Source organism: Microbispora sp. H10670 (assembly GCF_014161385.1).
Classification (GTDB): domain Bacteria; phylum Actinomycetota; class Actinomycetes; order Streptosporangiales; family Streptosporangiaceae; genus Microbispora; species Microbispora triticiradicis.
Genome location: NZ_JABBWW010000001.1, coordinates 454,552 through 466,358 on the forward strand (window position 1 = coordinate 454,552; position 11,807 = coordinate 466,358).

The window sequence follows — 11,807 nt, forward strand, 5'->3', positions numbered from 1 at the left end:
GCGCGGGCCGGCAACGACCGTGAGCCCGGGCCGGCTCGGCCCCCGCCCGCACCGGCGGCGGACCGGTCTTCAGCTCCGCATCAGACATAAGTGGACGAATCATCGTAAATCGCCTCACGTGGGCAGGATGAAGAGCGTGAATCTGTTCTTCCGCCGACTGGCCACCACCTGGACGACGACCGCTCCGATCCTCGCCGTGATCGTGCTCGCCCTGGCATGGGGCCGGACGATCCCTCCCCTCGTCGTCGCGATCGCGGCGATCTTCCTGGCGGCCGCGGTGCTCGCGGCCGTGCATCACGCGGAGGTCATCGCGCATCGGGTCGGAGAACCGTTCGGGTCGCTGGTCCTCGCGGTGGCGGTGACGGTGATCGAGGTGGCGCTGATCATCAGCCTCACCGTGTCCGGCGGCCCGGCCGCGTCGTCGCTCGCCCGCGACACGGTGTTCGCCGCCGTGATGATCACCTGCAACGGCATCGTCGGCCTGTCGCTGCTGATGGCGGCGCTGCGGCGGCGGGTGGCGGTCTTCAACGCGGAGGGGACCGGCGGAGCCCTGGCCACCGTCGCCACGCTCGCGACGCTGAGCCTCGTGCTGCCCGCCTTCACCACGACCGTGCCGGGTCCCGCCTTCGCCCCGGCCCAGCTCGCGTTCGCCGCGGTCGCCTCGATCACGTTGTACGGCCTGTTCGTCCTCACCCAGACGATCAGGCACCGCGAATACTTCCTGCCCGTCGAGACCACCGGCGAGCGCGGCGGCAGGCAGGGGGGCAGGCACGGGGGCGAGGCGGAGCACGCGGATCTCTCCTCCAACCGCGCGGCCATGGTCAGCCTGGCGCTGCTGCTGGCGGCGCTCATCGCGGTCGTCGGGCTGGCGAAGATCGAGGCGCCCGCCATCGAGACGGTCGTGCGTACGGCACGGCTTCCGCAGGCCGCCGTGGGCGTGGTGATCGCGCTGCTGGTGCTGCTCCCGGAGACCCTCGCCGCCGTACGCGCGGCGCGGCGGGCCCGGGTCCAGGTCAGCCTGAATCTGGCGTTCGGCTCGGCCATGGCGAGCATCGGCCTGACCATCCCGACGATCGCCGCGGCGTCACTGTGGCTGGAGGGGCCCCTGCTGCTCGGTCTCGGCCCGACGCACATCGTGCTGCTCGGCCTCACGGTCGTCGTGGCCACGCTGACCGTGGTGCCCGGCCGGGCCACCCTGCTGCAGGCCGGAGTGCACCTCACGTTGTTCGCCGCGTTCCTGCTCCTGGCCGTCAGCCCGTGAGCGGGTCCGCGCCGGAAAAACCCGGTGCGGAGCGGATCGGCGTGACCTTAGAGTGCCGGGCATGACCTGGCGACATTGACGCTCACCCGAACGGGCCCTCGCGGCCCGCCTGTACGCCTACGCGTTCTTCGAAGACTTCATCGTCCTCTATCCGGTGTACGCCCTGCTGTTCGCCGAGACCGGGCTGTCGCCCGCCCAGATCTCCTCGCTGTTCGTGATCTGGTCCGTCACCGGCTTCGTCCTGGAGATCCCGTCCGGAGTGTGGGCCGACCTCGTCTCGCGCCGGGCACTGCTCACCGCCGCACCCCTCCTCACGGGCACGGGCTACGCCCTGTGGACGTTCGTCCCCTCCTACTGGTCGTTCGCGCTGGGCTTCGTGCTGTGGGGCACCGGGAGCTCGCTGCGCTCGGGCACCCTCCAGGCCCTCGTGTACGAGGAACTCGGGCGGCACGGCGGGACGGACCGCTACCCGGTGCTCGTCGGCCGGTCGGCCGCGGTCGGCACGACGGCGATCACGGCGGCCACCGCGCTCGCGGCGCCGGTGCTCGCCGCGGGCGGCCTCCGCGCGGCGGGTCTGGCCAGTGTGCTCGTGACACTGCTCTGTGCCGTCGTGGCACTGACGTTCCCCGAGACACGCCGCCGCCAGCAGAGCCCTCGTCCGGCGAACCCCGTGGCCGTCCTGCGGGAGGGCCTCGCCCAGGTGCGCGAAGGGCCGGCGATCCGCCGCGCGATCACGGTCCTGTCGGTGATGTCGGTCATCGGGGCGATGGAGGAGTACCTGCCCCTGCTCGCCCAGGCCACCGGGGTGTCCGCCGGGGCGGTGCCGCTGCTCGTGCTTCTGGTGAGCATCGGCGGCATGGCCGGCGGGTGGTTCGCCGGGCGCGGACAGGGCGCGCTCGCACCGGCCCTGGTGCTCGCCGCCGTCTGCCTGGCGGCCGGGGCGGCGGGGGCCGCGGCGCGCCACCCCGCGGCGGTCACGCTGGTGGCCGTCGCCTTCGGCCTGGTCCAGTGGGCCTCTGCGACGCTGGACGCGAGACTCCAGGACGAGATCTCGGACGGCGCCCGGGCCACCGTCACCTCGATGGCCGGAGTCGGCGTCGAGATCGTCTGCCTGACGGTCTACGGCGGTTACGCCGCCGGATCGATGTGGGCGGGCCCCGGGCCGCTCTTCGCCGTCGCGGCCGTGCCCTACCTCGTGATCGCCTTCGCCGTACGCCGTCCCGAGCGCAGGTGACGCCGCGCGCTCAGCCGTACGGCGGGCCGGCGCCCCGGCCGGGGCCGGTCACCGGGCGGTGCGGGCGCAGTCCGGCCTGCCGTACGGGCAGGCGGTAGGTCTCGCCGCGCATGAGGTAGTGCACGAGGTGGGACAGCCCCGCCCGCCGGACGTACTGCTGGAAGTCCTTGAGCGGCGAGGCGAACGCCTCGTAGTCGTCGTAGTGCACGGGCAGGGCCGACTCCGGCTGCATCAGCCGCAGCCACTCCGCGCCCTGGAGGCCGTCCATCGTCACCGTGACGCCGAGGATCCGGGTGCCGCCGAGGTGCACGACGCCCACGTCGATGTCCGGGAAGCGGCGCGGTATCTCGGCCAGGCACGGGTCCATGATCGTGTCGCCGCTGATGTGCATGCGCAGGTCCACCTCCCCGGCGTGGGCGAAGTCGAGCACGCTGCCCATGACCGGCGGCATCAGCCTGTCGACGGGGCCCGGGGCGTGCCGGGCGGGTGTGGCGGTGACCGTCAGCGTGGCGTCGTGGCGGCGCACGAAGTGGTACTCCCAGGGGTCGAGGGCGATGGCCCGATGGAACCCCTGGCGCCTCAGCCGGTGCGCGGCGTGGCGGGTGGTGACGATCGGCAGGTCCTTGTCGAGGCCGTCGCGGGCGATGGCGTCCCAGTGGTCGCCGTGCATGTGTGACAGGACGACCAGGTCCACGGGCGGCAGTTGCGTGACCTGCATCGCGGGCTCGGTACGCCGGCGGGTGCGCAGGCCGTAGCCGAGACGGGCCCACTGTCCCCGGTGCAGGAAGTTCGGATCCGTCAGCAGGGTGAACCCATGTGATCGGATGATCATGGTGGCGTTACCTACGAAGAACACGGTCGCGTCCGCTGGATCGGGCATGGCGACTCCCCTCTCCCAGGACTTCAGGCTACGTAAACCACCACAAATCACCCGAAAGTGGGGGGTGCTTGGCGGGCTGGGCCACGCGAGGCAAGACGGGCCCGAGCGACGGCCCTCGCCAGGCCGGCCGCCGAGGGTCCACTCTCATCGCGCTGCCGCGACCCGCTGACACCGGTTTCAGCTTTCACCACGTAACCGCCCATAACCCCTTTAAAGCCGACGGGTGTGGCAAGTAGCATGTCGCCGCAACGGGATCATCGGTGATCACGGACCGATGCTCCCGCGCCGCGGGTGGTCGGCAGGCTGCTCGTCAATCGCGGGAGGTCGGGTGTCCGCACTGCGGCGTGACTCATGGGTGCCGGTCGCCCTCGCCTACGCCACCTTCGTCCTGGTCGGCCTGAGCGCGGGCGTCGGCGGGGTGCTGCTGCCCGCGCAGATCGACGACTACGGCCTCGACAAGGCCACCGTCGGCACCCAGTTCTTCACCTTCTCGGCCGGGTTCATGCTGGCGGGTTCGACCGCCGGCTGGCTGATCCACCGGTTCGGCGTGCGCACCTCGCTCGTCGTCGGCGGCGGCGTCTTCGCCCTGGCCGGCCTCTACACCGCCGTACGCCCGCCGTTCGCGGCCTTCGTGGCGGTCCAGATCCTGGCCGGGTACGGCACGGGCATCCTCGAATCGGTGCTCAACGCCTACCTCACCGAACGGCCCGGGGCGACGACGCTGCTCAACCGCCTGCACGCGTTCTTCGGCGTCGGCGCGCTGCTCGGGCCGCTGCTGGCCACCTGGATCCTGAGCTTCCTGCCGTGGACGGCCGTGTGGCTGGTCCTCGCCCTGGTGAGCCTGCCGCTGCTGGCCGGGTTCTGGCTGACCCTGCCCGCCCGCGAGATCCCTTCGCCCGCCGCGGACGGGGAACCGGCGGAGCGTCCCGGCCTGCTGACCGCCGTCTCACGGCAGCCCGCCGTCCTGCTGGGCGCCGTGTTCCTGGCCGTGTACGTCGGCCTGGAGATCAGCGTGGGCAACTGGGGGTTCAGCTTCCTGGTGGAGGAGCACGGGCAGGGCGACCTGATCGCCGGATACACCGTCTCCGGCTACTGGCTCGGGCTCGCCCTCGGCCGCTTCCTCATCAGCCCGGCCGCCACCAGGCTCGGCATGACCGCGACCGGGATGACCTACGTGTGCCTGGCCGGCATCACCGTGAGCGCGCTGCTGGCCTGGATCGCGCCGGGCGCCGCCGTGGCCAGCGTGAGCTTCGTGCTGCTCGGCTTCTGGCTCGGGCCCGTGTTCCCCACGACGATGGCCGTGGCGCCCCGGCTCACCGTGCCCCGGCTGGTGCCCACGGCGATCGGGCTGCTGAACGGCGTGTCGGTGGTCGGCGGGGCCGTGTTCCCCTGGCTAGCCGGGGCGATCGCGCAGGGCGTCGGCGTGTGGACCCTGCCGCCCTTCGCCGTGGTCCTGGCCCTGGCGCTGCTCCTCGTCTGGTGGCTCGTGGCGGGCCGCATGACCCCGGCGCCCCACCCGGCCGCCGATGAGCCGGTTCCCTCCCGCTCTGAGGATCAAGCCGAGATATAGGGTCGTCCAGGTGACGGTAAACGACACCACGGGGGATGTAATGGATTCGAGACTCACCCTGATGGCCGTGCACGCCCACCCCGACGACGAGGTGATGGGCACCGGCGGCGTCCTGGCGAAGTACACCCAGGAAGGCATCCGTACGGTCCTGGTGACCTGCACCAACGGCGAGCAGGGCGACGGCCCCGGCGGGGTGAAGCCGGGCGAGCCCGGGCACGACGACGCGGCGGTGGCCGAGCAGCGGCTGAGCGAACTGCGCGAGTCGGTCGCCCACCTCGGCATCGACCATCTCGAACTGCTCGGCTACCGCGACTCCGGCATGGTCGGATGGGAGGGCAACAGGCACGCCGACGCGTTCGCCAACGTCCCGGTCGAGACGGCCGCCGCCCGGCTCGCCGCGCTCATGGAGCGCTACCGGCCCCAGGTGATCGTCACCTACGACGAGAACGGCAACTACGGGCACCCCGACCACATCCAGGCCCACCGCATCGCGGTCGCCGCGGCGGAGCTGACCGGCATCCCGGACAAGCTGTACTACATCGCCGTGCCGCGTGAGCGGATCCAGCGGATGTTCGAGTTCCTCCAGGAGAGCGGCATGGCCCCGGAGGACTTCGAGATCCCCGAGGACTTCGGCACCCCCGAGGAGCTGATCACCTCCGTCGTCGAGGTCTCGCCGTACGTGGAGCGCAAGATGAAGGCCCTGCGGGCCCACGCGAGCCAGGGCGAGAACATCCCCATGCTGCAGATGTCCCCCGAGGCCCAGCACCAGGCCTTCTCGCACGAGTTCTTCATCAGGAAGACGTCCCGGGTGGCCACCCCCGACCAGGAGGACGACCTCTTCGCCGGCCTCCGCTGACTTCGGCTGAGCGGGCGCGAGAACCCCATATCGTCCTTCGCCCGCTCATAGCACCGAATTTCTCTGACTCCTATGAAAGATCCGCGTCAAAGGTCATGATTCGAGGATCGCACCAAGATGATCGACGACGCGAAATGTAGGAGGAAAAGTTGTCGGTGCCCCCCACCCCGGCATCCCCCGACGCACCTCTCTCCACTGAATCGCCCTTCCGCCCGTCCCGCCGGGCCGTCCTGGCCGGTGCGGGAGCCGCCCTCGCCGCCTCGCTGATCCCCGCCACAGCCGGCCGCGCCCGAGCGGACGAGGCCCGGAACGGCGGCGGCACCTCCGTCGCCTCCGGCACCGACTTCGCCGTCGCCCCCTCACCCGACGGCCGTCTGCTCGCCATCGACATGCTCGGCGTCCTGTGGGTCTGCTCCGCCTCCGGCGGCACCGCCCGCCGTCTCACCAGCGATCTGTACGACATCGCCCAGCCCGACTGGTCTCCGGACGGTTCCACCATCGTGTTCCAGTCGTACCGGGACGGTGTCTTCAACCTGTGGAAGATCCGGTCCGACGGATCCGCGATCACCCAGTTGACCACCGGCCCGTACGACCACCGCGAGCCCCGGTACAGCCCCGACGGACGCACCATCGCCTACTCCTCCGATGCCGGCGGCAGCTACGGGATCCACCTGCTCGACGTCGCCACCGGCGCCACCCGCGCGCTGGCGGACACGTCCGCCGAGGAGTACGAGCCGGTCTGGTCACCCGACGGGACCAAAGTCGCGTTCGTCGTCTCGGACACCAGGATCGACGTCGTCGACGTCGCCACCGGCGCCCGCAGCACCGCGGTCACCGTACCCACCGGTCAGGTCGTCCACCAGCCGTCGTGGATGCCGAACGGCACCGACATCGCCTACCACCTCTTCAACGCCGGCGTGAACTCCCTGGCCAGCACCGCGGGCCCGCTCGTCACCGGCGAGGAGGTCTTCCCGTTCCGGGCGCGGTTCGCCGCGGACGGGCGCTACTTCTACACCTCCGGCGGCACCATCCGGACCCGCCGCCTCGGCTCCACGTCCGCCGGCTCGGTGGGCTTCACCGCCGCGCTGACCGTGACCACCCCGAAGTACAAGAAGAACGTCCGCGTGTTCGACGCGCCCGGGTCGTTCCCGGTCGTCGGCATCGGCAGCCCGGCCGTGTCCCCGGATGGGTCCACCATCGCGTTCCGCGCCCTCAACGACATCTACACGATGCGGATCGGAGGCAGGCCGGTCCCGCTGTTCCGCGACCGGTGGTGGAAGGCCGACCCGGACTTCTCCCCGGACGGGCGGCGGCTGGCGTTCGTCACCGACCGCACCGGCACCCTCAACATCTGGGTCCGCGATCTGGCCGCCGGCACCGACCGGCAGCTGACCCGCCTGACCGACTCCGCCGCCCTGTCGGTCCGGTGGTCACCCGACGGGAAGGAGATCGCCTACCTGGACCAGGACGGCGCACTGTGGGTCCTGGACGTCGGCACCGGCGACATCCAGAAGGTCTTCGGCGCCACCTTCGAACCGGGCCGGCCGACCTGGTCACCCGACGGGAAGACCATCGCCCTGGCCGCGGTCGTGCCGTACTCGCGACGTTACCGCGAGGGGCTGTCCAAGATCCTCCTCGTCGACCGGGCCACCGGCGCGGGCACGTACGTCGACCCCGCCCCGCACCGGTCGCTGCAGACCCGCGGCGACGACGGCCCCGTCTGGTCGCCGGACGGCACCATGCTCGCGTTCGCCATGGAATCGCTCTTATGGGTCATGCCGGTCGACAAGACCGGACGGCCCACCGGCCCCGCCCGCCAGGTCACCCAAGAGCTGTCCGACGCCCCGGCATGGGCCGGCGACTCCACCTCCCTGCTCTACCTGAACGGCGGGCGGCTGAAGACCGTCCGCATCGACGGCAGGCCCGGACGATCCATTCCGGTACCGCTGACCTGGCGCAACGACCCCGGTCCCGCCGACCAGGTCGTCGTCCACGCCGGCCGCATGTGGGACGGCGTCTCCGCGGGCGTCGCCCGCGACGTCGACGTCATCATGCGCGGCCAGCGCATCGTCGCGGTCGAGCCGCACCGCGACGGACGGCCCGGCACGCTGATCGACGCGAGCGACAGGTTCGTCATGCCCGGCCTGATCGACATCCACCACCACCGCGAGATGCAGGGCTACGCGTACGGATCCCGCCAGGGGCCGCTGTGGCTCGCCCTCGGCATCACGACGACCCGCTCACCCGGCTCGCCCGCGTACCACATGGTCGAAGAACGCGAGTCGGTCCAGTCCGGCGCCCGGCTCGCACCGCGCTACCTGGCCACCGGCGAGGCCATCGACGGGCCGCGCATCTACTACAACTTCATGCGCCCGACGTTCTCCCACCAGCAACTGCGGCTGGAGCTCGAACGGGCCGCCAGCCTCGACTACGACCTCATGAAGGCGTACGTGCGGCTGCCGGTCGTGTGGCACAAGGAAATCATCGAATGGGCTCACCGCAAGGGCAAACCGGTCACGTCCCACTACCACTATCCGGCGATCGCGATGGGCGGCGACCAGACCGAGCACTACGGCGCCACCAACCGGTTCGGCTACTCGCGGACCGTCACCAACGTCGGCTCCGCCTACTCCGACGTCATCTCCATGTTCAACGCGTCCAAGATGGCCAGAACCCCGACCCTGTTCAACTGCAGCACCCTCTACAAGGAGGACACCTCGCTGGTCACCGACGAACGGGTCCGCCGGCTCTACCCGAACTGGCGGATGGCGGCGCTCCAGGCGTCCGTCACGTCGGCGCAGACCACCGATCAGACGGTGCTCCGGGCGGCCCTGGCCAATCACGTCGCGCAGTTCGCCGCGATGATCCGCGGCGGCGGCGTCGTCACCGCCGGCACCGACTCACCGATCGATCACCTCGCGGTCAGCCTGCACATGAACCTGCGGGCCATGGTCAAGTACGGCCTGACCCCGCTGGAGACGCTGCGTACCGCGACCAGCACGTCCGGGACGTTCCTCGGCCAGCCGCTCGGCAGGATCGGCAGGGGCATGTACGCCGACCTGGCCGTCGTCGACGGCGATCCCCTGTCCCGCATCGAGGACGCCGCGAACGTCACCGCCGTCGTCGTCGGCGGGAGGCACCACACGGTCGAGCAATTACTCGCCCCGTACCCGTCCTCGACGACGACCGACCAGGCCGTCGCACCCGGTGCGTCGGCGCCCCGGGGCAAGGTCAGGGCCCGCGTGCCCGCCCATCCGAGCACCGCGGCCTTCTGGTGGAACGACGCCGACGAGCTGGAGAAGGCCCGCCTCTCCTGCGGCCACGACCACTAGGCGTGCCCGGCTGACCTCCCCACCGGCCGTGTGCGGCCGTACGTCCGCACACGGCCGGAACGATCGGCGGCGTCCGGCCGGTGCGAGCCGCCGGCCGGACGCCGCCTCGGCCTTGCCGTCCGTCCCGGGAAAGCTCTCCCGCTGCTCGGCGGGGTCATGACGGGTACTGAAGTATCGCTGGTCCGGCAGCGGCCCGAGCCCTTACGCTGGCCGTACAGCAGGGGGGAGTATCCCTTCGCGACGGTCCCGTCATTACGGTGTCGGCACCCGGGGCCGCCGGTCCGGCCGCACGGCGGGCGGGAGAGACCTCTGGCGAGCTTCGCGCTGCCAGGAGGGCTCCGTGACCGAGTTCTTCAAGACCGTGGGAATGGGTGCCTCAATCGTGCCTGTCGCCATGGCCGTCGTCGTCGTGGCCGCCGGTCTGACCGCCCTCTGGGCGCCGTCCGCCAAGCGCCAGACGCGCGCCGTTCAGGTGCTCAAGATCGTGCTGCGCGTTCCTCCCCCCTCCCGGCAGCGCCGGGGCGAGCTACCGCCGGAGGCCGCCGACCTGGGTGAGCTGCCGCCCTTCCCGGGCCGGGAGAAGTAGGTTCCGTGCGATTACGTTCGATCCACATGGGCGTACGTGCCGGCTCGAAGCGGTCTCCGGCCGGCCGTCCCCGAAAAAGGTGCGGACCGCGTACGGCCCGCACCTTTCCGGGGTTCCTTTTCCTGTTACTGGGCCGGGTAGTCGGAGATGTACACCGGCGCGCCGACCTTGGTCGTGTCGGCCGCGTCGCCGACACCGTTGACGACGTGGTCGATCGTGCCCGCGCTGAGGTTGACCGTCATGATGTGGTGCAACCGCACGCCCGGGGTCTGGGGCGCCTCGAAGCCGTTTTCCGTGTGGATCGCCGGGTTGTTCTGGTTGAAGACGTAGACACCGCCGCCGTACAGGCGATGCGTCCGCACCCGGTCGCCGACCTTGTAACCGGCATAGCCCTCGACCTTGCCGTTCATCCAGTCGGCCTGGGTCGGCGGGTCGTACGGCAGCTCGTTCTGGTAGAGGATCGTCGTGCCGTCGTCGCCGTTCCAGACCGTGTTGTAGCGCTGGAAGTGCTCGACGAACAGGCCGGTCGCCGTCACGTGGTCGCCGTTGACGACGGCGCCGTAACGGCCGATGTTGGTCTGCCAGCGCTGCGTGTCGGTGAAGCCCTCGACGCCGTGGTCGGCGCGCCACACCCACGTGTGGTCGATGAGCACGTCGTCGCTGTCGACCTGGAGCGCGACGTCGGTCTTGCCGACGTGCGGCCCGCCGACGCGGAAGTACACGTCGGACAGGGTCGTCGGGTCGTTCGCCGAGGTCCGGTGCCCGCCGTGCCCCCTGCCGACCCGCAGCAGGACCGGAGACCTCTCCGTTCCCGCGTCGATGGTCACGCCCGCGACGACGACGCCGGGGACGTCCGCGACGTAGATCGGGGTCGAGCCGTGGACGGCGGTGAGCGTGGCGTGCCCGAGGCCGAGGACCACCGTGCCGGGACGCTTGACCTCGATGCTCCGCGCGATGTCGTACACGCCCGGCGTGAGCAGCAGGTGCCGGCCCCGGGCGAGCTGGCTGTTGATGGTCTGCACGGAGTCCGACGGCCTGGCGACGAAGAAGTCGCCGATCGGCAGCGTACGGCCCGGGGTCATGCCGTTCGCCCAGGAGACGCCTCGCGTGTTCTTCCGTGCGGCGGGCACCCGCACGTTGTACCTGCCCTGCGCGTCCACGAACAGGTACGGCTTCTCCCGGCTGACCGGCGTCGTGTCGAGCGTCGTGTACGGCGGGTTGGGGAAACCGCTCTCGTCCGGCGCTCCGACGACCCCGGAGAAGACCTGGTTCCACACGCCGTTGGACCAGCCGGCGATCTCGGTGTTGCGGGTCAGCCACTGCTGCTGTGAGCCGTTCGTGACGGACGGCAGCCTGGAGTCGGCGATGAAACCGCCACTTGCGTACTGCGGGCCGGCGGTGCAGTAGTCCATCAAGGACAACGTGCCGCCGGTGACGTTGAGACGGCGCATCGAGACGGCCTGGGAGACGGCCCAGAAGTTCGCCCCCTTGCGGCAGTCGTCCTGCCCGGCTCCGTTGACGTTGATCGACAGGTTGGACAGCGTGCGCCAGAAGTTGACGAGCGCGAGGCAGTTGCCGGTGCCGTTGTTCTCCAGGCAGCGGTTGTAGACCTCGACCTTGCCGTTGATGACGACGTCCCCGGGGGAGGCGCCGAGGCCGGCGATCTCGGTGTAGTAACCGACCTTGATCTGGAGCGGATGCTCCGCCGTGCCGTACGTGCCGGGCCTGAAGAGATAGGCGTGCCGAGTGGTGCCCATCTCGTTGTCGACCTGGGCGGCGTTGGCCGCGTCGAGGGTCGCCTGGATGTCGGCGACCGGCATGCTCGGGTCGAAGACGGTGACGTTCGGGCCCAGGTTCGCGGCGCCCTGGTTGTGCGGGGCGGCGCCCGAATTGTGCGGGGTGGCCACGGCGGCCGGGGCAACGGCGGACATCGCGGCGGCCGTCATCAGGAGGCCGGCGACGAACACGAGGCCGGCCCGGCGGCGGCCGGAAGGCTGGGGCGTCATGCGGCCCGCCCTTCCCGCTCCATGCCGAATGCGGAGGACGTGGGGATGGACGGCGGGTATGCGGGCGCCGCGTGCGGGGTCC

General features: G+C 71.0%; 8 protein-coding genes. 6 read left to right on the forward strand and 2 right to left on the reverse strand.

All coding sequences use genetic code 11. The features are described from left to right. The first annotated feature begins 127 nt into the window (after positions 1–127). The gene (locus tag HHX33_RS02200; protein WP_182873057.1) at positions 128–1,261 is read left to right on the forward strand and encodes a calcium:proton antiporter; all 1,134 of its coding nucleotides are present in this window, start codon (positions 128–130) and stop codon (positions 1,259–1,261) included. Positions 1,262–1,415: 154 nt separating this feature from the next. Then, entirely contained in the window at positions 1,416–2,495 is a 1,080-nt protein-coding gene (locus HHX33_RS02205; protein WP_182873058.1) for an MFS transporter, read from the forward strand. A 10-nt stretch (positions 2,496–2,505) separates the two neighbouring features. Here the strand turns inward: HHX33_RS02205 and HHX33_RS02210 are convergent, their stop codons facing one another. Continuing rightward, complete coding sequence (locus HHX33_RS02210) at positions 2,506–3,375, reverse strand: MBL fold metallo-hydrolase (protein ID WP_182873059.1); 870 nt, start codon at positions 3,373–3,375, stop codon at positions 2,506–2,508. A 328-nt stretch (positions 3,376–3,703) separates the two neighbouring features. Between HHX33_RS02210 and HHX33_RS02215 the strand changes: the two genes are divergently transcribed. The 4 genes from HHX33_RS02215 to HHX33_RS02230 all read left to right on the forward strand — a co-directional run bounded on the left by HHX33_RS02215 (position 3,704) and on the right by HHX33_RS02230 (position 9,719). Further along, entirely contained in the window at positions 3,704–4,945 is a 1,242-nt protein-coding gene (locus tag HHX33_RS02215; protein ID WP_220501381.1) for an MFS transporter, read from the forward strand. 40 nt (positions 4,946–4,985) lie between these two features. Further along, a complete protein-coding gene (locus HHX33_RS02220; protein WP_182873060.1) occupies positions 4,986–5,801 on the forward strand; it encodes a PIG-L family deacetylase in 816 nt (271 codons plus the stop codon). A 155-nt stretch (positions 5,802–5,956) separates the two neighbouring features. Further along, on the forward strand, positions 5,957–9,133 hold the full coding sequence (locus tag HHX33_RS02225; protein WP_182873313.1) for an amidohydrolase family protein: 3,177 nt from the start codon (positions 5,957–5,959) through the stop codon (positions 9,131–9,133). Positions 9,134–9,473: 340 nt separating this feature from the next. Continuing rightward, on the forward strand, positions 9,474–9,719 hold the full coding sequence (locus HHX33_RS02230; protein ID WP_182873061.1) for a hypothetical protein: 246 nt from the start codon (positions 9,474–9,476) through the stop codon (positions 9,717–9,719). A gap of 125 nt (positions 9,720–9,844) precedes the next feature. Here HHX33_RS02230 and HHX33_RS02235 read toward each other — a convergent pair whose 3' ends face one another. Continuing rightward, the gene (locus HHX33_RS02235; protein WP_182873062.1) at positions 9,845–11,725 is read right to left on the reverse strand and encodes an adenylyl cyclase; all 1,881 of its coding nucleotides are present in this window, start codon (positions 11,723–11,725) and stop codon (positions 9,845–9,847) included. Between the last annotated feature and the right edge of the window lie 82 nt (positions 11,726–11,807).

Bases quoted from the DNA above. Each gene is read 5' to 3' on its own strand.
- HHX33_RS02210 (WP_182873059.1), bottom strand. From the start codon at position 3,375: ATGCCCGATCCAGCGGACGCGACCGTGTTCTTCGTAGGTAACGCCACC.
- HHX33_RS02235 (WP_182873062.1), bottom strand. From the start codon at position 11,725: ATGACGCCCCAGCCTTCCGGCCGCCGCCGGGCCGGCCTCGTGTTCGTC.
- HHX33_RS02200 (WP_182873057.1), top strand. From the start codon at position 128: ATGAAGAGCGTGAATCTGTTCTTCCGCCGACTGGCCACCACCTGGACG.
- HHX33_RS02220 (WP_182873060.1), top strand. From the start codon at position 4,986: ATGGATTCGAGACTCACCCTGATGGCCGTGCACGCCCACCCCGACGAC.